Source organism: Falsiroseomonas stagni DSM 19981, from assembly GCF_900114315.1.
GTDB classification, from domain to species: domain Bacteria; phylum Pseudomonadota; class Alphaproteobacteria; order Acetobacterales; family Acetobacteraceae; genus Falsiroseomonas; species Falsiroseomonas stagni.
On the sequence record NZ_FOSQ01000004.1, the window covers coordinates 135,725 to 157,979 of the forward strand.

The window sequence follows — 22,255 nt, forward strand, 5'->3', positions numbered from 1 at the left end:
GATGGCGGCGATGAGGCCGTATTCGAGGGCGGTCACGCCCTTCTCGTCCTGGCGGAGAGCGGCGACGAGGCGGCGGAAATCGGAGAACGACATGGGGTGATCCCTTTCTGGTCTGCCCCGCGGCCTTCGCCAGGGGTGGGTTGGTGGTTGCACCGCGGTCCCGGTTGGGCTGCGATGCGTGGCTTTATTGAGCCGGTAACGAATTTATGAGTTGTGCGCCCGTCGGTTGCAAGACTAATTATAGTCCTAATTTCTAGACGTTGTTGGATGTGCGCCAACGGCACATCAAAAAAGCCGCAGCCGGCTGCGGGTCAGCCGATAACCCTCGCCGTCTCAACTTATGCGGATCATGGCCGCGATCCGGGTTGCGGCAATGACTACTCACGATTGCGTGATGTGGCGTTTTACGAGCTTCGTCTAAAAAGAAGTTCCGTTCCTCTGGGCTTCCCGCCAGCGCGGCGCTGCCGCTACGCTCTCCGCCATCCCCGGAGGATCCCCCATGCTGCCAACCGTGACCCGCCGTGCCCTGCTCGCCACCGGCACCGCCGCCGGGGCCGCAACGGCCTTCCTGGCCCCGGGAATCGGGCCGGCCACCGCGCAGTCCCCGCCCGGCGTCATCGTCATGGCCAAGCAGATCGACGACATCACCAGTCTCGATCCCGCGGAGGCATTCGAATATACCGGAACCGAAATCATCGGGAATGTTTACCGTAAGCTGGTGACCACCCCGAACGACGATCCGGCGCGGCTGGTCGGCGACCTGGCCGAAAGCTGGGCCACGAGTGATAACCGGATCTTTACGTTCACCCTCAAGGCGGGCGCGAAATTCGCCTCCGGCGCGCCCGTGACGGCGGAGGATGCGGCCTTCTCGCTCCGCCGCGCCGCCATCCTCAACAAGTCGCCCGCCTTCATCATCAACCAGTTCGGCTTCACCAGGGACAATGCGGAGGCGCGAATCCGCGCGACCGACGCCCGCACCCTGGTCCTCGAATGCGCCGCGCCGACCTCGCCCAGCTTCCTCTACTACTGCCTCTCCGCCGCGGTCGGATCGATCGTGGAAAAGGCGGTGGTCATGGCCCGCGCCCAGGGTGACGATCTCGGCAATGGCTGGCTGAAGCAGAATTCCGCCGGCGGCGGCGCCTATGTGCTCCGCCAGTGGCGGGCGAGCGAGAGCGTCATGCTCGACGCCAACCCGAATGCCGATCCCGCGCCGCGCACCCGCCGGATCATCATCCGCCACATGCTGGACAGCTCCGCCCAGCTGCTCGGCCTGCAGCGCGGCGACATCGACATCGCCCGCAATTTGGTGGCGGACCAGATCAACGCGCTGCGGTCCGACAGCCGCTTCCGTGTCATGCCCCAGCGCAAGGCCAGCCTGATGTATCTCAGCCTGTCCCAGCGCCACCCCGCCCTGGCCAGGCCGGAAGTCCGCCAGGCCATCAAGCTGGCGATCGACTATGAGGGCATCCAGCGCAACATCGTCTCCACCACCTATGCCGTCCACCAGGCCTTCCTGCCGGAGGGCCTGCCCGGCGCGCTGACGGAAAAGCCCTTCGCCCAGCGGCAGGAGGAAGCCCGCGCGCTGCTCCGCCAGGCCGGCTTCCCGAACGGGCTGGAGGTGGCGCTGGACTACAGCTCCGGCGCGCCGATCTCCGACATCGCCCAGGCCATCCAGGCGCAGCTCGGCGCCGTGGGCATCCGCCTGCGGATGGTGGCCGGGGAGATGCGGCAGGTCATCACCAAGACCCGCGCCCGGCAGCATGAGATGGCGATCGTCCGCTGGGGGTCCGACTATTTCGACCCGCACAGCAATGCGGAAGCCTTCAGCATGAACCCGGACAATGGCGACAACGCCCGCAACCGGACGCTGGCCTGGCGCGCGAGCTGGGAGATCCCGGACCTCACCGCCCGCACCGCCGCCGCGGTGACGGATACCGACGGGGCCCGCCGCGTCGCCACCTACCAGGCGCTGCAGCGCGAACACCAGCAGGTCTCCCCCTTCGTCATCCTGCTGCAGGAGATCGAGGTGGCGGTGACCCGCGCCAATGTCACCGGCCTCGAACTCGGGCCGATGAGCGACCGCACCAGCTTTTCCGGCATTGTGAAGGCGTGAGGCTGCCTCAGTGAGGTTGAAGGCGCTCGGCGCCACCCTGGTCACGGTGCCGATCACGCTGTTCGGCCTGGTGCTGGTGACCTTCCTGATCGGCCGGGTCGTCCCCATCGACCCGGTGCTCGCCATCGTCGGCGACCGCGCGCCGCAGGAGGTGGTGGAGAGGGCGAGACTCGAACTCGGCCTCGACCGGCCCCTGATCGAGCAGTTTCTCAGATTCGTCGTGCAGATCGCGTCCGGCGACCTTGGGCGATCGGTGATGACGGCCAATCCCGTCACGCAGGATATCGCGCGCTTCTTTCCCGCCACCTTCGAACTGGCGACGGTCGCGATCATCCTGGCGAGTCTGGTCGGCGTGCCGCTCGGCGTGCTGGCGGCGGTGCGGCAGGGGGGCTGGCTCGACCAGTCCGTGCGGCTCTTCTGCCTGGCGGGGCACAGCCTGCCGGTCTTCGTGCTCGGCCTGCTGTCGCTGCTGCTGTTCTACGCCAAGCTCGGCTGGGCGCCGGGGCCGGGCCGCCAGGGCATCGCCTATGAGGATATGGTCGATGTCCGCACCGGCGTGCTGACGGTCGATGCCCTGCTGGCCGGGGATTGGGGCGCCTTCTGGGACGCGCTGGCGCATCTGGCGCAGCCCGCGGGGGTGCTGGCCTTCTTCTCCCTCGCCTATATCGCCCGCATGGCCCGCGCCTTCATGCTGGCGGAGCTGTCATCGGAATACGTCACCACCGCCCGCGCCAAGGGGCTGTCGGAAACCCGCATCATCTGGCGCCACGCCTTCCGCAACATCGCCGTGCCGCTGGTGACGGTGCTGGTGCTGACCTATGCGGGGCTGCTGGAGGGCGCGGTGCTGACGGAGACGATCTTCTCCTGGCCCGGCCTCGGCCAATACCTGACCGTGTCCCTGCTGAACGCCGACATGAACGCCGTGCTGGGGGCGACGCTCGTGGTCGGGCTGATCTATGTCGTGCTCAACCTCTTCGCCGACCTGCTCTACCGCCTGCTGGACCCGAGGGTGCGATGATTTCCTCGGATTGGCTTCTCTCATCTGAGCCTGCTTCGCGCAGGCAGGCCGCCTGGGGCCGGCGCTACCAGGCCTGGCTGGCGTTCCGGCGCAACCCGCTGGCGGTGGCGGGGCTGGCGGTGGCGCTGGCCATGCTGCTGATGGCGGTCTTCGCGCCGCTGCTCGCCACCCATGATCCCGGCGCGCAGAACCTGGCGAACCGCCTGCAACCCCCCTCCGCCGCGCATTGGTTCGGCACGGATGAGCTGGGGCGGGACGTCTGGACGCGCATCCTCTACGGCGCGCGCATCACGCTCGGCATGGTGGTCGCGGTGGTGCTGCTGGTGGCGCCCGTGGGGCTGCTGGTGGGCTGTGCCGCGGGCTATGCGGGCGGGTGGCTCGACCGCATCCTGATGCGCGTCACGGACGTCTTCCTCGCCTTCCCCCGGCTGATCCTCGCGTTGGCCTTCGTCGCCGCCATGAAGCCCGGCGTGGAGAGCGCGGTCGCCGCCATCGCGCTGACCGCCTGGCCGCCCTATGCAAGGCTCGCGCGGGCAGAGACGCTGCGCATCCGCGATGCCGATTTCATCGCCGCCGTGCGGATGGCCGGCGCCTCCCCCTGGCGGATCGTGCTGCGCCATGTCGCGCCGGTCTGCATCCCCTCGCTCATCGTTCGCGTCACGCTGGACATGTCCTCCATCATCCTGACGGCGGCCGGGCTCGGCTTCCTGGGGTTGGGCGCGCAGCCGCCGCTGCCGGAATGGGGCACGATGATCGCCACGGCCCGGCGCTTCATCCTGGACCAGTGGTGGGTGCCGGTGATCCCGGGCATCGCGATCTTCCTGGCGTCGCTGTCGTTCAACCTTCTCGGCGACGGGCTGCGGGACGTGCTGGACCCGAAGCAGCGATGACCAACCCTTTGGTTGAGATAAACGACCTCCGCGTCGATTTCCCCGGCCCGAACGGCTTCGTTCCCGCCGTGCGTGGCGTGTCGCTCACGATGGGGCGGGAGAAGCTCGGCATCGTCGGCGAAAGCGGCTCCGGCAAATCCGTCACCGGCCGCGCGCTGATGCGCCTGCTGCCGCCGCAGGCGCGCGTGGCAGGGTCGCTGCGCTTCGATGGCATCGACATCGCGGCCGCCACGCCCCGCGCCATGCGGGCGCTCCGCGGCGCCCGCATCGGCCTGGTGCTCCAGGACCCGAAATTCTCCCTGAACCCCATCATGACCGCCGGCGCGCAGATCGCGGAGGCCTGGGCCACGCACCGGCGCGGCTCCGCGAAAGAAGCCCGCGACGCCGCCATGTCCCTGCTGGACCAGGTGCTGATCCGCGATCCCAGGCGCGTCTATGATGCCTATCCGCATGAACTCTCCGGCGGCATGGGCCAGCGCGTGATGATCGCGATGATGCTGGCGCCGCAGCCGGACCTGCTGATCGCGGACGAGCCGACCAGCGCCCTCGATGCCACCGTGCAGGCCGAGATCCTGCGCCTGATCGATCGCCTCGTCACCGATCGCGGCATGGGCCTGATGCTCATCAGCCACGACCTCCCGCTCGTCTCCCGCTTCTGCGACCGCGTCGCCGTGATGTATGCCGGCCGCATCGTCGAGGAGATCGCGGCGCGCGACCTGCACGCCGCGACGCATCCCTATACCCGCGGCCTGCTGGACTGCATGCCCCGCCTCGATGCCCCGCGTGCCCGGCTGCCCGTGCTGGCGCGCGATCCCCGGTGGCTCGCGTGATCGAGGTTCAGGACCTCGATGTCCGCTTCGGCGCCGTGCACGCCGTGCGCGGCGTCTCCTTCGCCATCGCGGCCGGGGAGAGTTTCGGCCTGGTGGGCGAAAGCGGCTCCGGCAAATCCACCGTGCTGCGCGCGCTCGCGGGTCTGATCCCCGGCTGGACCGGCGCGATGAGCCTGCAGGGCAGGGCACTCGGCCCGAAGCGCGACCGCACCTTCTTCCGCAGCGTGCAGATGGTGTTCCAGGACCCCTACGGGTCGCTGCATCCCCGCCAGACCGTGGACCGCATCCTGGCGGAGCCGCTTGCCATCCATGGCCTGGACGGGGCGGAGGCCCGGATCCGCCGCGCGCTGGAGGAAGTCTCCCTCTCTCCCATCGTCCGTTTCCGCTACCCGCACCAGCTCAGCGGCGGGCAGCGCCAGCGGGTCGCGATCGCGCGTGCGCTGATCGCGGACCCCTCCGTGCTGCTGCTGGATGAGCCGACCAGCGCGCTGGATGTGTCGGTGCAGGCGGAGGTGCTGAACCTCCTGGCCGACCTCCGCGCCGCCCGGCAGCTGACCTGCATCCTGGTCAGCCACAACCTCGCCGTGGTGGCGCATCTTTGCGAGCGCCTCGCGGTCATGCAGCAGGGGAAGGTGGTGGAGGCGCTGGACGTCGCCGCGCTCCGCGCCGGCCAGGCCCAACACCCCCACACCCGCGACCTCATCGCGCTATCGCGCGACCTAGATGGCTGACCCGCGCTATCGCGCGACCTGGAGGCTTAGCCCACCGCTTGCGTCGAACCCTGCTGGTCGTTCGCGCCACGGCGGTCATGCCGCCCCTCGCGGAACTCCTCGATCATCTTGCGGCAGAAGGCCGGGATGTCACCGGGGTTGCGGCTGGTGACGAGGCCCTGGTCGGTCACGACCGCCGAATCCTCCCAGATCGCGCCCGCATTCCGCAGATCCGTCTTCAGCGACGGCCAGGAGGTGATGCGCCGCCCGCGCACGCCATCGGCCTCGATCAGCGTCCAGGGGCCGTGGCAGATGGCGGCGATCGGCTTGCCGCTGGTCACGAAGTGCCGCGTGAAGGCAACGGCCTTCTCCGTCATGCGCAGCGTGTCCGGGTTCATCACGCCGCCGGGCAGCACCAGCGCGTCGAAGCCCTCGGCCTTCGCCTCCTCCAGCGTCTGGTCCACCGCGACGCTGTCGCCCTTCTCGTCATGCCGGAAGCCCTGGATCGTGCCGGGCTTGAGGGAGACGATGGTCACGCTGGCGCCCGCGTCCCGCAGCGCGCGGACGGGCTCCGTCAGCTCCACCTGCTCATACCCATCGGTCGCCAGCACCGCGACCTTCTTCCCGTTCAGTTCACCAGCCATGCCCGGATGCTCCTCGACGTGTTCCGGGGCAGAGCGCGCCGCACCCGCCGCGGTTCCCCGGGCCAGGCACAGCACCACCGCGGATCGCGCCGCGTCCGGGGAACAGGCGGTTGTCTCAGCCGGCCACGCGATACCGCACCACGCCATCGCCGCCGCGCGCCGCCACCAGCCGCCCGCGCGCCAGCAGCCAGTTGAGATGCGCCAGCCCCTCGCCGATCACGAACAGCATCTGGTCCATGTCGTAGTCCCGCTGGAACATCAGCCGCGCGGCCTCATAGGCCGTGCGCGGCGTGGCGCAGATGTCCTCCAGCAGCGCCAGCCGTTCCGCGTGATGCGCGGCCAGCACGGCAATGCGGTCATGCAGCCCGAAGAAGGGATCGCCGTGGGAGGGCAGGACAAGCGTGCCTTCCGGGAGTGCCAGCAGGCGGCGGTTCGACTCGAGAAAATCGGAGAGCGGATCGGCCTCCGGCTCCGGCGGGAAGACGCCGACATAGGGGGAGATGCGCGGCAGCACCTGGTCGGCCGCGATCAGCACGCCCTGTGCCGCATCGTGCATCAGCATCATCTCCGGCGCATGGCCGCCGCCGCGATGCAGCGTCCAGTCGGTCTCCCCCACCCGCAGCACCTGCCCGGCGGCGATGCGCCGGTGGCGCAGCGGCAGGGGCACCACATCCGGGCGGTAGAAAGGGCGTCGCCCCAGCAGGTGCCGCAGGTACTCGGCCGGCGCCCCGGCGGCCTCCCCCAGCGCGGCCTGTTCCGCCAGCAGCGACTCCGGCGCCTCCAGCAGCAGCAGCCGGGCCTGGAGGTATTCGCTGCGCGCCATCAGCAGCGGCGCGCCCCAGCGGTCGCACATCCACCCGGCCAGCCCGACATGGTCGGCGTGGAAATGGGTGACGAGCACGCGCGTCACCGGCAGGCCATCGAGGTGGGTGCCGAGGATCGCCTCCCAGGCCCGCCGCGTCTCCGGCCGGTCCAGCCCGGCATCGACCAGCAGCCAGCCGGGCCCGTCCCGCAGCAGCCAGCAGTTCACATGCCACGGCGGGCCGGCCAGCGGCATGCGGACCCAGAGCAGCCCGGTGCGGATCGCCACCGCCTCCCCGGGGGGCGGGGGATCGGGAAGCCGTGGGGCGGAAACCTCGCCGTCGGGAATGGTCATGGCCTCTTCATCTGCCGTTGTCCTGCCTACAGCCCGGGGCGGGCAGGGGCCACCCCGGCCATCGCGCCGGGCGTGACGCCGGCAGCCGTTCAACACCGGCCGGTAGCCTCCGGGCTTCCCACTGTTTCAGCCACATGCGCCCTTGCGTCGCGCGCCGCGCCCCTCCATGAATGCAGGCAGCGCACGGCGGGCATGCGCCGGGGGCATCCCGACCGGATCACCGGTCGGGCGCCCCCCGGCGCCCCACGACCTCGTCCGGCGCCAGGGGCAATGGGAGGCGTTCGAGGGTGTCCGACACGATCCTCGAGACCGAGGGAATGACGAAGGAGTTCCGCGGCTTTGTCGCGGTCAGCGACGTGCGCCTGCAGGTCAGGCGGGGCACGATCCACGGCCTCATCGGTCCCAACGGCGCGGGCAAGACCACCTGCTTCAACCTGCTGACCAAGTTCCTGCCGGTGACGCGAGGGAAGATCATCTATGAAGGCCGCGACATCACCAACCTGAAGCCCGCGGACATCGCGCGGCTCGGCCTGGTGCGGTCCTTCCAGATCTCGGCGGTGTTTCCCCACCTGACGGTGCTGGAGAATGTGCGCCTCGCGCTGCAGCGCGCGCGGGGCAATTCCTTCGATTTCTGGCGGCCGGAATCGCTGCTGAAGCGCTACGACAGCCGCGCCATGGAATTGCTGGAGGATGTGGGCCTGACCGAGTACGCCCGCCACAACGCCGGCGAACTCTCCTACGGCCGCAAGCGCGCGCTGGAGATCGCGACCACGCTGGCGCTGGAGCCCACCATGATGCTGCTGGACGAACCGACGGCCGGCATGACGCATGACGACGTCGATCGCATCGTGGCCCTGGTGCGCCGCGTCGCCGCGGGGCGGACGGTGCTGCTGGTCGAACACAATCTGAAGGTCGTCGAGGGTCTCTGCGACACCATCACCGTCCTGGCGCGCGGCAGCGTGCTGGCGCAGGGGGACTACGCCACGGTGTCGCGCAACCCCGACGTCCAGGCCGCCTATCTCGGCACCGATCCCGGCATCTCGGGGGGTACCGCCCATGGCTGACGCCACCGCGATGCTGCAAGTGCGCGACCTGGAAGCCTGGTATGGCGAAAGCCATGTCCTCCACGGGATGAATATCGACATCCGGCAGGGGGAGGTGGTGACGCTGCTCGGCCGGAACGGCGCGGGCAAGACCTCCACGCTCCGCGCCATCATGGGCCTCACCGGCCGCCGCACCGGGTCCATCAAGTTCGAGGGGCGGGAGATGCTGACCCTCCGCCCCGACCTGATCGCCCGCGCCGGCATCGCCTATTGCCCGGAGGAGCGCGGCATCTTCGCCTCGCTCGACGTGACGGAGAATCTGATGCTGCCCCCGGTGATCGCGCCGGGCGGCCTGAGCCTGGAGGAGATCTACACCCTCTTCCCCAACCTCAAGGAACGCGCGCGCAGCCAGGGCACGAAGCTGTCGGGCGGCGAACAGCAGATGCTCGCCATCGCGCGCATCCTGCGCACCGGCGCGCGGCTGCTGCTGCTGGACGAACCTTCGGAAGGCCTCGCCCCCGTCATCGTCCAGCAGATCGGCGCCATGATCCGCAACATCAAGCAGCGCGGCTTCACCGTGCTGCTGGTGGAGCAGAATTTCCGCTTCGCGCAGACCGTCGCGGACCGGCACTATGTCGTCGAACACGGGCGCGTCGTGGATGAGGTGGCGAACCATGAACTCACCGCCAGCCTCGACCGCCTGCACGAATACCTGGGCGTGTAAGCCCAGTCGGCCGGTTCACCTGGACCCCCATCGGAGGAAGCAAGCATGAGTCTCGACCGCCGTTCCATCATCAAGGGTGCCGTCGGCGCCGCCACGCTGCCGGCCCTCGGTGGCCTGCCCTATCGCAGCGCCCGCGCGCAGGCCGCGAACACCATCCGCATCGGCGTGCTGAACGACCAGTCCGGCCTCTATCGCGACATCTCCGGCCCGGGCTCCACCCACGCCGTGCAGATGGCGGTGCGGGAATCCGGCATCACCCAGCGCGGCATCAATGTCGAAGTCGTGCAGGCGGACCACCAGAACCGCCCCGATGTCGGCTCCACCGTCGCGCGCCAGTGGTACGACCAGAACGGCATCGACGTGATCGTCGATGTGCCGACCTCCTCCGTGGCGCTCGCCGTCAGCACCATCACGCGGGAGAAGAACAAGCTCTTCATCAATTCCGGCGCCGCGACGTCGGACCTGACGGGCTCCGCCTGCTCCCCCAACACCATCCACTGGACCTACGACACCTACATGCTCGCCAAGGGCACGGGTGGCGCCATGGTGGCGGCGGGCGGCCGGACCTGGTTCTTCATCACGGCGGACTACGCCTTCGGCCATGCGCTGGAACGTGACACGACCGCCTTCGTCAACGCCGCCGGGGGCCGCGTGCTGGGTGGCGTCCGCACGCCCTTCCCGGGCACGACGGACTTCTCCTCCTTCCTCCAGCAGGCGCAGCGGTCCCGCGCCAATGTCATCGGCCTGGCCAATGCGGGCGGTGACACGATCAACTCCATCAAGCAGGCGGCGGAATTCCGCATCACCCGCGGCGGCACCAAGCTCGCCGGCCTGCTGGTCTTCGTGACCGACGTCCACTCGCTGGGCCTCGAAGTCGCGCAGGGCCTGGTCGTGACGGAAAGCTTCTACTGGGATCTGAACGACCGCACCCGCGCCTTCACCCAGCGCCTCGGCGCCACGCCGGGCAACCTCCGCCCCTCCATGGTGCAGGCCGGCTGCTATTCCGGCGTGCTGCATTACCTGAAGGCAGTGGCGGATATGGGCGTCGCGGCCGCCAAGGCCAGCGGCGCGGAAGCCGCTAACCGCATGAAGGCGATGCCGACCAGCGACGATGCCTTCGGCGAAGGCACGGTCCGCCCCGACGGCCGCAAGGTCCACCCGGCCTATCTGTTCGAGGTGAAGACCCCCGCCGAAAGCCGCGGCGCCTGGGACTACTACAAGCTGGTCTCCACCATCCCGGCGAACGAGGCCTTCCGCCCGATCACCGAGGGTGGCTGCAGCCTCGTCCGGTCCTGATGCCGACCGCCCCGGGGGTGATCCCCCGGGGCCTTCCTGTCTGACCACCTGAGCGGGGCAAGCGCTGCGGTATGGAAGACCTGCTGTTCGAAATCCAACTGGCCATGCCGCAGGTCGTCCTCGGCGTGATCAACGGTGCCTTCTACGCGCTGCTGTCGCTCGGCCTCGCCGTCATCTTCGGCATGCTCAACGTCATCAACTTCGCCCATGGCGCGCAGTTCACGCTGGGCGCCTTCGTCGCCTGGATGCTGCTGTCCTGGCTCGGCGTGGGCTACTGGCCGGCGCTCATCCTCGCGCCCCTGATCGTCGGCGCGATCGGCGTCGCGATGGAACGCACGATGATCGCGCGATTGTATCGCATCGATCATCTCTACGGCCTGCTGCTGACCTTCGGCTGCGCCCTGGTGATCGAGGGCCTGCTCCGCAACAGTTTCGGCTCCTCCGGCCAGCGCTACGCGCCGCCGCGTGAATTCGCCGCCCTCGACCTCGAACTCGGGGATTTCTTCCTGCCGGGCTATCGCGTCTGGGTGCTGATCGCCGCCAGCACCGTCTGCCTTGCCACCTGGCTGATCATCGAGAAGACGAAGGTCGGCAGCTACCTCCGCGCCGCCACCGAACGGCCCCAACTCGTGCAGGCCTTCGGCATCAACGTGCCCCTGATGATGACGCTGACCTACGGCGCGGGCGTGGCGCTGGCCGCCTTCGCGGGCGTGCTGGCCGCGCCCATCTATTCCGTCAGCCCCGCCATGGGCGCCAACTTCATCATCACCGTCTTCGCCGTCGTCGTCATCGGCGGCATGGGCTCCATCGCGGGCTCCATCGTCACCGGCTTCATGCTGGGCCTCATCCAGGGCATCACGGAGGTGTTCTGGCCGGAAGCCTCGCAGACCGTCGTCTTCGTCATCATGGCCGTGGTGCTGCTGACGCGCCCCGCCGGCCTGTTCGGGAGGGCCTGACATGGCCGAGGGCAGCATCGCCACCGCGCCATCGCCCGGCGCCCCTTCCGTGGACGAGGAGGTGTTCTTCGGCTTCACCCGCCCGCAGGCCGCCGCCTTCCTGGCGCTGGTCGTGATCGTCGTGGCCAGCCCCTTCGTCATCTACCCCTTCTTCCTGATGAAGCTGCTGTGCTTCGCGCTGTTCGCCTGCGCCTTCAACCTGCTGATCGGCTATGTCGGGCTGCTCAGCTTCGGCCACGCCGCCTATTTCGGCATGGGCGCCTATGTCAGCGGCTATGCCGCCAAGGAATGGGGCGTGACGCCGGAGGTCGCCATCCTGCTCGGCGGCGCCACCGGCGCGCTGCTCGGCATCCCCTTCGGTTGGCTCGCTATCCGCCGCACCGGCATCTACTTCGCCATGATCACCCTGGCGCTGGCCCAGATGGTCTATTTCTTCTGCGTCCAGGCCCCCTTCACGGGGGGCGAGGACGGCATCCAGGCCATCCCGCGCCGTTCGCTGTTCGGCGTATTCAGCCTCGACAGTGATTTCGCGATGTACTGGGTGGTGGCCGGCGTCTTCCTCGGCGGCTTCCTGCTGATCCACCGCGTCGTCCATTCCCCCTTCGGCCAGGTGCTGAAGGCGATCCGGGACAATGAACCGCGCGCCATCTCGCTCGGCTACCGCACTGACGACTACAAGCTGATGGCCTTCGTCCTCTCCGCCGGCATCGCCGGCCTGGCCGGCGCGGTGAAGGCGCTGGCCATGAAGATCGCGACGCTGACCGACGTGCTCTGGACCATGTCCGGAGAGGTCGTGCTGATGTCCCTCGTCGGCGGCCTCGGCACCATCTTCGGCCCTGTCGCGGGCGCGGCCTTCATCGTCACCATGCAGACCTACCTGGCGGAATTCGGCGCCTGGGTGCTGGTGATCCAGGGCGTCATCTTCATCGCCGCCGTGCTCGCCTTCCGCCGCGGCCTGGTGGGTGAGGTCGGGCACCTGCTCAAGGTGAAGCTGTAGGGCCGGCAGCCCTACAGCAACGGTTAAGACTTCCGGTGCAAGGCTGCATCCCAGACCCCTGGGGTGCATCACGATGCCGCGATTTTTCCGGACGCTCGCCGCGAGGATCCAGATCGTCCTGGTCCTGCTTGCCCTCTGTGGCGTTGGGGGTGGCGTCGCCGCGCTCTACATCGTCACGGGCTACAATGGCGATGTGGAGGAGATGGAGGTGGCCCTCGCCCGCGCCCGGCTGACGGCGCAGCTGGATGGCCAGGTCTATGCCGCGGTGATGGAAAGCCGCGGCCTCTACCTCAGCAAGGACATGGCGGAGGTCAACCGCTTCGCCGCCGGGCTTCGCCGCCACCTCGCCAACCTCGACCGCCACCTGAAGGAGCTGGAGGCGAAGACGCCCCCCGGCGACCCCACCGTGGCGCCCGTCGCCGCCTCACTCCGCGAGTTCATGCGCTTCCGGGAGGAGATGGTAAGGGTCGCGCTGGTCGAAGGGGCCGCCGGCGCCGACCGGCTCGGCAACAACGAAGCCAACCGCGCCAACCGCAGTGCGGTGAACCGAGCCCTCGATGCCGCGACGCAGCGCTTCATGGCGGAAGCCGATGCGCTGACGGCGGAGATCAAGCACCATGGCAGCACGCTCGGCCTGACCGCGCTGCTGGTGATCGGCGGCCTGTCCGTCCTGGCCGGCCTGGCCGCCATCCTGCTGCTGCGCCGCCAGGTCATCCGCCCGCTCTCCCGCCTGACCGGTGCGATGGAGCGTTTGGCGGAAGGCAGCCTCGACATCGCGGTGCCAGAGGCCGGCCGCCGGGATGAGGTCGGCGCCATGGCCGCGGCGCTGGAAGTGCTGAAGCAGCGCAGCCGCGACGCCGTGCGCCTCCGCGACGAACAGGACGCCATCCGGGAAGCCGCCCATGCCGCCGAGACCCGCTCGCTCCGCGCCATGGCGGACCGGGTGGAGGCGGAGGCCCGCACGGCGGCGGAAGCCATGGGCCACCAGGTCGCGCAGGTCGCCGCCGATGCCGATGCGATGAGCGACCGCGCCGCCGCCGCCGCCGGCACCACCGCGGAAGTCGGCGCCGCCGCCCGCGCCGTGCTGGAGAATGCGGAGAACGGCGCCGCCGCGACCGAGCAGATGACCGCCAGCATCCAGAGCATCGCCTCCCAGGTGAAGGCCGCCGCCACCGCCACCGGCCGCGCGGTGCGGGAGACGGAGGCCGGCACCCAGGCCATCGCCGGGCTGCAGCAGGCGGTGGCGCGCATCGGCGACGTCGCCCGCCTGATCGGCGACATCGCCGGCCAGACCAACCTGCTGGCGCTCAACGCGACGATCGAGGCCGCCCGCGCCGGCGACGCCGGCAAGGGCTTCGCGGTCGTAGCCTCCGAGGTGAAGTCCCTGGCGACGCAGACCGCCCGCAGCACGGAGGAGATCGCCCGCCACATCCAGGAAGTCGGCACCGCGACAGAGGCCGCCGTCGGCGCCGTGCGGGCGACGCTCGGCACCATCGCCGAACTCGACACCATCGCGGGCAGCATCGCGACCGCCATGGCGCAGCAGCAGGGCGCGACGACGGATATCGCTCGCACCGTCTCCTCCACCGCCACGGCGGCGCGGGACATGGCGGGGCGCATCGCCGCCGTCGGCGATGCCAGCCGGGAACTCGGCGACCGCGCGGCGACGGTGAATGGCGCGGCTGCCAGCGTGGCCGATGGCATGGGCGCGCTGCGCCGCGCGCTGGTGGACGCCGTGCGCGGATCGGCCGATGCGGTGGATCGCCGGGGCGCGCCGCGCTTCCCCGCGGATCTGCCGGCCGTGCTGCGGGAAGGGGGGCGCGTCCATGCCGTGCGGGTGGAGAACATCGCCCGGGGCGGCGCCGCGCTGCGCCAGGCCCCCGCGCTGCCCGCCGGCACGCAGGCGTCGCTGGAGATGCCGGCCATCGGCCGCGCCTTGGCGGTGCGCGTGCTGGGCCAGGAAGCCGGGCAACTCCGCCTGGCCTTCGCCGCCGCGCTGACGGAGGCGGAGGTGGAGTCCCTGGCCGGCAGCGGCATGCCCATCGCCGCCTGATATCGGCGGGTTCTGCTGACGACCGGGGCAGCTTGTCCGGTCATTGGGCAGTTTCCTGCCCCGTGACGCGCCAAGGGGCTGGGATACAGGCTTGCGTCCACGCAAGTCTGTGTCACATGACCGCCCATGACCTGGTCCATCCTTGCGCGTGACGCGGCGACGGGCGAACTCGGCGTGGCCGTGGCCAGCCGCTTCCTGGCCGTGGGCGCCCTCTGCCCCCGCGTGGAGGGCGGCGTCGGCGCCGCGGCCACCCAGGCCCTGGTGAACCCCTGGATCGCGCCGCGCGCCCTCGCGGCGCTGAAGGCGGGGCAGGGGGCGGAAGACGCCCTCGGCAGCCTCATCGCCGCCGATGCCGGCCGCGCCACCCGCCAGGCGCATGTGCTTTCCGCCGATGGCCGTTCCGCGCGCCACACCGGCGCGGATTGCATCGGCTGGTGCGGCCATGTCGCGGCGCAGGATGTCTCCGTCGCCGGCAACATGCTGGCCGGCCCGCAGGTGATCGAGGCGACTCGCGACGCCTTCCTCGGCAGCGCCGGCCTGCCGCTGGCCGAACGCCTGATGCTGGCGATGGAAGCCGGGGAGGCTGCGGGCGGCGACAAGCGCGGGCGGCAATCGGTCGCGCTCCAGGTGGCGTCCGATGGCCCGATCCCCGACCTCGACCTGCGGGTGGATGACCATGCGGACCCGCTGGCGGAACTGCGGCGCATCTACCGCGTGTGGCACGGCTACACGCGCCATTTCCGGCGCTTCCTGCCCAGCGTAGACCAGTGGGGCGCCGACCACCCCGGCGTCTTCGACCGCGCCGTGATCCAGGCGGCGATCAGCGCCGCCCAGGCGGAGCAGGAATAGTGGCCGACAACGTCCTCGAACTGCGCGACGTCACCGTCAGCTTCCCGACCGATCGCGGGTTGCTGCGCCCGGTCGATGGCATCTCCTTCGCCGTCGCGCCGGGGCGCACCACCGCGGTCGTCGGCGAAAGCGGCTGCGGCAAATCCGTGACCGCGCTGGCCATCATGGGCCTGCTGCCGGGTGGCGGCCGCATCGGCGGCTCCATCCGCCTGGCGGGGAGGGAGGTTTCGACCCTGACGCCCGAGGAATGGCGCGGCAAGCGCGGCGGCGAGATGGCGATGGTGTTCCAGGAGCCGATGACGAGCCTGAACCCCGCCTTCACCGCCGGCGAACAGGTGGCGGAGGCGCTGCGCATCCACCAGAAGCTGGATCCCAAGGCGGCCTTCGACCGCGCGGTGGAGATGCTGGCCCGGGTCCGCATCCCCGATGCCGCCCGCCGCGCCCGCCAGTATCCGCACCAGCTCTCCGGCGGCATGCGCCAGCGCGTGATGATCGCCATGGCGCTGGCCTGCAAGCCGCGGCTGCTGATCGCGGACGAACCCACCACCGCGCTCGACGTCACGGTGCAGGCGCAGATCCTGGCCCTGATCGACGAGTTGAAGCGGGAGACGGGGACGGCCGTCGTGCTCATCACCCACGACCTCGGCGTGGTGGCCGACCATGCCGATGATGTGGTGGTGATGTATGCCGGCCGCGTCGCCGAACGCGCCCCGGCGGAGCAGTTGTTCGCCACGCCGCAGCACCCCTACACCATCGGGCTGCTTGGCGCCGCGCCGAAGCTGGAAGGCGGCGCCGCCCGCCTCGCCAGCATCGAGGGCACGGTGCCGGACCTGATGCACCCGCCGCCCGGCTGTCGCTTCGCCGCGCGCTGCCCCTTCGCGGTGGCGAAATGCCGGGAGGAAGCGCCGCCACTCGGGGAAGTCCTGCCCGGCCACCACGTCGCCTGCTGGCGTGAACCGCTCGATACGCTTCTTGAGAACGCCGCATGACCGCGCCGATGCTGGAACTCCGCGACGTCGTCCGCGCCTTCCCCGTGCGCGATGCGCTCGGCCGGTCGAAGGGCGCGGTGCGCGCGGTGGATGGCGTTTCGCTGAGCGTGCCGCGCGGCAGCGTGCTCGCCATCGTCGGCGAATCCGGCTGCGGGAAATCGACGCTCGGCCGCCTGGCGCTGCGCCTGATCGAACCCGATTCGGGACAGATCCTGTTCGAGGGCGAGGACCTTCGCAGCCTCTCCCCCGCCGCGCTGCGCGCCCGGCGGCGCGACATGCAGCTGATCTTCCAGGACCCCTTCGCCAGCCTCGACCCGCGCATGACGGTGGAGCAGGCGGTGGCGGAACCGCTGCGCCTGCACGGCATCGTGCCGCGGGCGAAGGAACGCGACCGCGTGGCGGAGTTGCTCTCCCGCGTCGGGCTCCGCCCCGAACTCGCGCGGCGCTGGCCGCATGAATTCTCCGGCGGCCAGCGCCAGCGCATTGCCATCGCCCGCGCGCTCGCCTCCGGCCCCCGGCTGATCGTCGGCGACGAACCGGTCTCCGCGCTGGATGTCTCGGTGCAGGCGCAGGTCATCAACCTGTTGCAGGACCTCATCCGCGAACTCGGCCTGACCTTCGTGCTGATCAGCCACGACCTCGGCGTGGTGCGCCACATCGCGGATCGCGTCGCCGTCATGTATCTCGGCCGCATCGTGGAGGAAGGCCCCACCGCGGAGGTTTTCTCGAACCCGAAGCACCCCTACACCCGCGCGCTGCTCGCCGCCGTGCCGGGGCAGGGCCACACCAAGGGCGCGGCCGCGCTGCTGGAAGGCGATGCGCCGAGCCCGATCGATCCGCCCAGCGGCTGCCGCTTCCGTACGCGCTGCCCCCATGCCGAGGCGATCTGCGCCGCGCAGATACCTCCCCTGGCGGATCACGGGCACCGCGCCGCCTGCCACCGGCAGGCGGAACTGCCCCCCGCCGCCGCGCGGCATGAACGCGATGCCGGCGGCGAACGCCTCAAGCGCCTGCAAGCCTTCTTCAGCGACCAACGAACGGGAGAATGACGGCAATGATCCGCAAGACCCTCGCCATGGGCCTCGTCGCCCTGGCCGCCCTTTCCGCCGCGCCCGCCGCGCAGGCGCAGAACATCCGCATCGGCCTGCGCGAGGACCCCGATATCCTCGACCCCACCCTGGCCCGCACCTTCGTCGGCCGCATCGTCTTCGCCGGCCTCTGCGACAAGCTCTTCGACATCAATGAGAAGCTGGAGATCGTCCCCCAGCTCGCCACCGGCTATCGCTGGGAAGACCCGCAGAGCCTGCTCATCACCATCCGCCAGGGCGTGAAGTTCCACGATGGCGACACGATGACGGCGGAGAGCGTCGTCTATTCGCTGACCCGGCACCTGACCATGCAGGGCAGCTTCCGCCGTGGCGAGATCAACTCCATGACCTCGGCCGAGGTGGTGGACCCCCAGACCGTCCGCGTGCGCCTGCGCGAACCCTTCGCGCCCTTCGTGTCGCAGCTCACCGACCGCGCCGGCATGATCGTGAGCCCCCGCGCCGCGGAGGCCGCCGGCCGCAATTTCGGCAACCGCCCCGTCTGCGCCGGCCCGATGCGCTTCGTGGAACGGATCGCCCAGGACCGCATCGTGCTGGAACGTTTTCCTGAGTACTGGGACGCGTCGCGCATTCACATCAACCGCGTGACCTACCTGCCGATCCCGGACAACACCGTCCGCCTGGCCAATCTGCAATCCGGCTCGCTGGAACTGGTGCAGACGATCGAGCCCGATGACCTCCGCCAGGTGAACCGCAATTCGCGGCTCCGCGTCAGCGTCTCCGACGAACTCGGCTACCAGGGCATCACCATCAATGTCGGCAATGGCGCCCGCGCGCAGACGCCGATGGGGCAGGACCCCCGGGTGCGCCGCGCCTTCGAACTCGCCATCGACCGCGCCGCCATCAACCAGGTGGTCTATGAGGGCCAGTACACGCCGACCGCCCAGGCCGTGCCGCCCTCCAACCCCTATCACGCCCGCTCCATCACCGCGCCCGCGCGCGATGTCGCCCGCGCCCGCGCCCTGCTGGCCGAGGCCGGCGTACGCACGCCCGTCCAGGTGGAGATGACCATCCCCAACAACCCGGATCTCCGCCAGGTCGGCGAGGTCATCCAGGCCATGGTGCGCGAAGCCGGCTTCGAGCTGCGGCTGAACGCGATGGAATTCGCCTCCTCCCTCCAGGCCGCGACGCGCGGTGAGTTCGAGACCTATCTGCTCGCCTGGTCGGGCCGCGCGGACCCCGATGGCAACATCTTCACCTTCATCCACAGCCAGGGCCCGCAGAATGACGGCAAGTATTCCAACCCCGAGGTCGATCGCCTGATCGCCGCCGCGCGGGTGGAATCCGACCAGGCCCGCCGCGCTGCGCTGTATGAGCAGATGTGGCGCGCCCGGGCGCAGGACCTCGGCCTGATCTACCTCTGGCACCGCAAGAACATCGTCGGCCACACCACGCGGCTGACGGGCTTCGTGCCGGTGCCGGACGGGCTGATCCGCCTGCAGGGCATGCGCCTGAACTGAGGAAGCGACCGATGCGCGGTGTCCTGACGCTTCTCGCGCTTCTCGCGGCGGTCGCACCCGCCGCGGGACAGCCGCTGCGCATCGGCCTGAAGGACGACCCCGACATATTGGACCCGACGCTGGCGCGCACCTTCGCCAGCCGCACGGTCTTCATCGGGCTCTGCGACAAGCTGTTCGATGTGGATGACAAGCTGGGGCTGGTGCCCCAGCTCGCCACCGGCTGGTCCTGGGCGGACCAGCGAACGCTGCGCATCACGCTCCGCCCCGGCGTCACCTTCCATGACGGCCGCCCGATGGATGCGGAGGCCGTGCGCCATTCGCTGCATCGCCACCTGACCATGCAGGGCAGCTTCCGCCGCGGCGAACTCACCAACCTCCAGGCGATCGAGGTGGTGGACCCGCTGACCATCCTGCTCCGCCTCGATGCCCCCTCCGGCGCCTTCCTGTCCCAGCTCTCCGACCGCGCCGGCATGATCCTGAGCCCCGCGGCGACGGAATCCATGGGTCGTGAATTCGGCCGCGCCCCCGTCTGCGCCGGCCCCTTCCGCTTCGTGGAACGCATCGCCCAGGACCGCATCGTCCTCGACCGCTTCCCGCAATACTGGGACGCGGCCCGCATCCACATCCCGCGCGTGACCTTCCAGGCCATCCCGGACAACACCGCGCGCCGTGCCAACCTCCAGGCCGGCGCGCTCGATGTCGCGATGCAGGTGGAGCCGGATGACGTGCCCGCGCTCCGCCGCAACGCGCGCCTCCGCATCGCCCAGGCCGAGGAACTCGGCTACCAGGTCATCACCTTCAACATCGCCAACGGCCCGCGGTCCCGCACGCCCTTCGGCCAGGATGCCCGGATCCGCGCGGCGTTCGAGGCCGCGATCGACCGGCAGGCCATCAACCAGGTGGTCTATGGCGGCCAGTACACGCCCACCGTCCAGCCCGTGCCACCGGCCTCCCCCTACCACCTCCGTGCCATCGGGCCGGTGCCGGGCAGGGACCTCGACCGCGCCCGCGCGCTTCTGCGCGAAGCCGGCGCCACGACACCCGTCTCCCTCTCGCTGACCGTCCCCAACAGCCCGGACCTGCGGCAGGTGGGGGAGATGATCCAGGCCATGGTGCGGGAAGCGGGCTTCGACCTCCGCCTCAACGCCATGGAATACGCCTCCGGCCTCGCCGCCTCGAACCGCGGGGATTTCGAGGCTTCGCTGACCGCCTGGTCCGGCCGCCCCGATCCCGATGGCAACATCTACCACGGCGCCCACAGCCGGGGTGCCACCAACGAGGGCAAGTACGCGGACCCCGAGGTGGACCGCCTGCTGGACGAAGCGCGCGCGGAGACCGATCCGCCGAAGCGCCTCGCGCTCTATGACGCCGCCTGGCGCATCGCCATCGGGCGGGACCGCAGCCGGATGTATCTCTGGCACCGCATGAACATCACCGCCTACAGCGCCCGTGTCCGCGGCTTGCAGGCGCATCCCGATGGCCTCATCCGCCTGCAGGATGTTCGCCTTGACTGACCATCTGACCCAAAGGATCGCCTGACCATGTGGGCCTGGCTCCTGCGACGCATCGGGCAGATCATCCCGACGCTCATCATCCTCTCCTTCATGATCTTCGGCCTGCAGCAGTTGATGCCCGGCGATCCCGCGCTGATCCTGGCCGGCGAGGAACGCGGCGACCCGCTGGTGCTGCAGCAGATCCGGGAGGAACTGAAGCTCGATCGCCCGATCGTGGAGCAGTACCTGTATTGGGTCGGCAATGTCGTGCAGGGGGATTTCGGCTTCTCCTGGCGCATCCGCATGCCGGTGACGGACCTCATCCTCCAGAAGCTGCCGGTGACGATCCAGCTCGCCACCATGTCCTTCATCATCGCCATCATCATCGGCGTGCCGCTCGGCATCCTCTCCGCCGTGAAGCGGGACACCGCGACGGATTGGGCGGCGAACGGCATCGCGCTGTTCGGCATCTCCACGCCGAATTTCTGGCTCGGCATCATGATGATCCTGCTGTTCAGCGTGGAACTCGGCTGGCTGCCGCCATCGGGCTACGTGCCGCTGTGGGAAGACCCCGTGCAATCGCTGGCCACCACCATCATGCCCGCCTTCGTGCTGGGCACCGGCGTCGCCTCCGTCCTCATGCGCCACACCCGCGCGGCGATGCTGACGGCACTCAGCCAGGACTACATCCGCACCGCCCGCGCCAAGGGCGTGTCGGAGAAATCGGTCATCCGCCGCCACGCGCTGCGCAACGCGCTGATCCCGGTGGTCACGCTCGGCACCATCGAATTCGGCCGCCTGCTGGCCGGCGCCGTGCTGACGGAGCAGATCTTCACCATCCCCGGCTTCGGCAAGCTGGTCGTCGATGCCGTCTTCAACCGGGATTATCCGGTGGTGCAGGGCGTCGTGCTGGCCACCGCGCTGATCTTCGTCCTCCTCTCCCTCATCGCCGATATCCTCTACATGGCGATCAACCCGCGCCTGAGGCAGGCATGAGCACCACCGTCGCCACCAAGGCGCCGCCGCTGGAGCGCGGCCAATCCCCCGCCCGCCGCGCCGTCCGCCGTTTCCTGCGCCACAAGCTGGCGGTGGCGGGCCTGGTGGTGGTGCTGTCCTTCATCCTGATCGCGGCGCTGGCCCCCTGGATCGCGCCCTACGACCCCATCGCCACCAGCTGGTCCAACATCCGCAAGCCGCCCTCAGCGCTGCACTGGTTCGGCACGGATGAGAACGGGCGGGACGTGCTGTCGCGCCTGATCTGGGGGGCGCGGGCGTCCCTCATGGCCGGCGTCATCTCCGTGCTCGGCGCGGTGCTGATCGGCGTGCCCATCGGCCTGCTTGCGGGCCTGGCGGGGGGCTGGGTGGATGCGACGATCTCCCGCATCGCGGATGCCATGCTCTCCGTCCCCTTCCTGATCCTGGCGATCGCGCTGGCGGCCTTCCTCGGCCCGGCGCTGGAGAATGCGATGATCGCCATCGCCATCACCGCCAGCCCCGTCTTCGTCCGCCTGGCCCGCGGGATGGCGCTGGATGCGAAGAGCACGGATTGGGTGGAGGCATCGCGCGCGCTCGGCAACCCGCCCTGGCGCATCGCCTTCGTCCACGTCCTGCCCAACATCATCCCGCCCCTGCTGGTGCAATCCACGCTGGCGATCGCGGAGGCGATCATCGCCGAGGCTTCCCTCAGTTTCCTCGGCCTCGGCCAGCAGCCGCCGGCGCCGTCCTGGGGGTCGATGCTCAACAGCGCCCAGCGTTTCCTCGATGGCGCGCCCTGGCTCGCCATCGCGCCGGGCGCTGCCATCTTCATCGTGGTGCTCGCCTTCAACCTGGTCGGCGACGGGCTGCGGGATGCGCTGGATCCCCGCGCCGACAGGCGCTGAAGGCAAGGGCGCCGACAGGCGCTGACGGCAAGGGCGCCGACAGGCGCT

The 22,255-nt window shown here is 69.9% G+C and carries 20 protein-coding genes; 18 read left to right on the forward strand and 2 right to left on the reverse strand.

Annotation, left to right across the window (positions count from 1 at the left end):
- The first annotated feature begins 499 nt into the window (after nucleotides 1–499).
- The 5 genes from BM041_RS13055 to BM041_RS13075 are packed head-to-tail and all read left to right on the forward strand — an operon-like array spanning nucleotide 500 to nucleotide 5,582.
- Complete coding sequence (locus tag BM041_RS13055) at nucleotides 500–2,113, forward strand: ABC transporter substrate-binding protein (RefSeq protein WP_092960122.1); 1,614 nt, start codon at nucleotides 500–502, stop codon at nucleotides 2,111–2,113.
- A 10-nt stretch (nucleotides 2,114–2,123) separates the two neighbouring features.
- On the forward strand, nucleotides 2,124–3,131 hold the full coding sequence (locus BM041_RS13060; RefSeq protein WP_092960124.1) for an ABC transporter permease: 1,008 nt from the start codon (nucleotides 2,124–2,126) through the stop codon (nucleotides 3,129–3,131).
- Nucleotides 3,128–4,021 (forward strand): nickel transporter permease, encoded by an 894-nt coding sequence (nikC, locus tag BM041_RS13065; protein WP_092960126.1) that lies wholly within the window; start codon nucleotides 3,128–3,130, stop codon nucleotides 4,019–4,021. The genes BM041_RS13060 and nikC overlap by 4 nt, the downstream gene beginning before the upstream one ends.
- Nucleotides 4,018–4,851: an ABC transporter ATP-binding protein gene (locus BM041_RS13070; protein ID WP_092960128.1), complete on the forward strand. Its 834-nt coding sequence runs from the start codon at nucleotides 4,018–4,020 to the stop codon at nucleotides 4,849–4,851. The genes nikC and BM041_RS13070 overlap by 4 nt, the downstream gene beginning before the upstream one ends.
- Complete coding sequence (locus BM041_RS13075) at nucleotides 4,848–5,582, forward strand: ABC transporter ATP-binding protein (protein ID WP_092960130.1); 735 nt, start codon at nucleotides 4,848–4,850, stop codon at nucleotides 5,580–5,582. The genes BM041_RS13070 and BM041_RS13075 overlap by 4 nt, the downstream gene beginning before the upstream one ends.
- 26 nt (nucleotides 5,583–5,608) lie before the next feature.
- On the opposite strand, the gene BM041_RS13080 is transcribed toward BM041_RS13075, so the two are convergent.
- Complete coding sequence (locus tag BM041_RS13080) at nucleotides 5,609–6,205, reverse strand: type 1 glutamine amidotransferase domain-containing protein (RefSeq protein WP_092960132.1); 597 nt, start codon at nucleotides 6,203–6,205, stop codon at nucleotides 5,609–5,611.
- 115 nt (nucleotides 6,206–6,320) lie between these two features.
- Nucleotides 6,321–7,361, reverse strand: a complete 1,041-nt coding sequence (locus BM041_RS13085) for an MBL fold metallo-hydrolase (RefSeq protein WP_092960134.1) — start codon at nucleotides 7,359–7,361, stop codon at nucleotides 6,321–6,323.
- Nucleotides 7,362–7,648: 287 nt separating this feature from the next.
- Between BM041_RS13085 and BM041_RS13090 the strand changes: the two genes are divergently transcribed.
- The 13 genes from BM041_RS13090 to BM041_RS13150 all read left to right on the forward strand — a co-directional run bounded on the left by BM041_RS13090 (nucleotide 7,649) and on the right by BM041_RS13150 (nucleotide 22,207).
- The gene (locus BM041_RS13090; protein ID WP_092960136.1) at nucleotides 7,649–8,425 is read left to right on the forward strand and encodes an ABC transporter ATP-binding protein; all 777 of its coding nucleotides are present in this window, start codon (nucleotides 7,649–7,651) and stop codon (nucleotides 8,423–8,425) included.
- Nucleotides 8,418–9,128, forward strand: coding sequence for an ABC transporter ATP-binding protein (locus tag BM041_RS13095; RefSeq protein ID WP_092960138.1), 711 nt, complete (start codon nucleotides 8,418–8,420; stop codon nucleotides 9,126–9,128). Before BM041_RS13090 ends, BM041_RS13095 begins: the two co-directional genes overlap by 8 nt.
- Before the next feature lie 45 nt (nucleotides 9,129–9,173).
- Nucleotides 9,174–10,424 (forward strand): ABC transporter substrate-binding protein, encoded by a 1,251-nt coding sequence (locus tag BM041_RS13100; RefSeq protein ID WP_092960140.1) that lies wholly within the window; start codon nucleotides 9,174–9,176, stop codon nucleotides 10,422–10,424.
- A gap of 104 nt (nucleotides 10,425–10,528) precedes the next feature.
- A complete protein-coding gene (locus BM041_RS13105) occupies nucleotides 10,529–11,380 on the forward strand; it encodes a branched-chain amino acid ABC transporter permease (protein ID WP_245762069.1) in 852 nt (283 codons plus the stop codon).
- A 1-nt stretch (nucleotide 11,381) separates the two neighbouring features.
- A complete protein-coding gene (locus tag BM041_RS13110) occupies nucleotides 11,382–12,377 on the forward strand; it encodes a branched-chain amino acid ABC transporter permease (RefSeq protein WP_092960144.1) in 996 nt (331 codons plus the stop codon).
- Between the two features lie 73 nt (nucleotides 12,378–12,450).
- Nucleotides 12,451–14,430 (forward strand): methyl-accepting chemotaxis protein, encoded by a 1,980-nt coding sequence (locus BM041_RS13115; protein ID WP_092960146.1) that lies wholly within the window; start codon nucleotides 12,451–12,453, stop codon nucleotides 14,428–14,430.
- A gap of 126 nt (nucleotides 14,431–14,556) precedes the next feature.
- Nucleotides 14,557–15,279 carry a DUF1028 domain-containing protein gene (locus tag BM041_RS13120; RefSeq protein ID WP_092960148.1) on the forward strand — a complete coding sequence of 241 codons (723 nt, stop codon included), beginning with the start codon at nucleotides 14,557–14,559 and terminating at the stop codon, nucleotides 15,277–15,279.
- A complete protein-coding gene (locus BM041_RS13125) occupies nucleotides 15,279–16,268 on the forward strand; it encodes an ABC transporter ATP-binding protein (protein WP_217648709.1) in 990 nt (329 codons plus the stop codon). Before BM041_RS13120 ends, BM041_RS13125 begins: the two co-directional genes overlap by 1 nt.
- A complete protein-coding gene (locus BM041_RS13130; RefSeq protein WP_092960150.1) occupies nucleotides 16,265–17,317 on the forward strand; it encodes an ABC transporter ATP-binding protein in 1,053 nt (350 codons plus the stop codon). The genes BM041_RS13125 and BM041_RS13130 overlap by 4 nt, the downstream gene beginning before the upstream one ends.
- 5 nt (nucleotides 17,318–17,322) lie before the next feature.
- Nucleotides 17,323–18,834: an ABC transporter substrate-binding protein gene (locus BM041_RS13135; protein WP_245762070.1), complete on the forward strand. Its 1,512-nt coding sequence runs from the start codon at nucleotides 17,323–17,325 to the stop codon at nucleotides 18,832–18,834.
- An 11-nt stretch (nucleotides 18,835–18,845) separates the two neighbouring features.
- Nucleotides 18,846–20,348, forward strand: a complete 1,503-nt coding sequence (locus tag BM041_RS13140) for an ABC transporter substrate-binding protein (protein WP_092960154.1) — start codon at nucleotides 18,846–18,848, stop codon at nucleotides 20,346–20,348.
- A 27-nt stretch (nucleotides 20,349–20,375) separates the two neighbouring features.
- A complete protein-coding gene (locus tag BM041_RS13145; RefSeq protein ID WP_092960156.1) occupies nucleotides 20,376–21,323 on the forward strand; it encodes an ABC transporter permease in 948 nt (315 codons plus the stop codon).
- Entirely contained in the window at nucleotides 21,320–22,207 is an 888-nt protein-coding gene (locus tag BM041_RS13150; protein WP_092960158.1) for an ABC transporter permease, read from the forward strand. Before BM041_RS13145 ends, BM041_RS13150 begins: the two co-directional genes overlap by 4 nt.
- The last annotated feature ends 48 nt before the right edge of the window (nucleotides 22,208–22,255 follow it).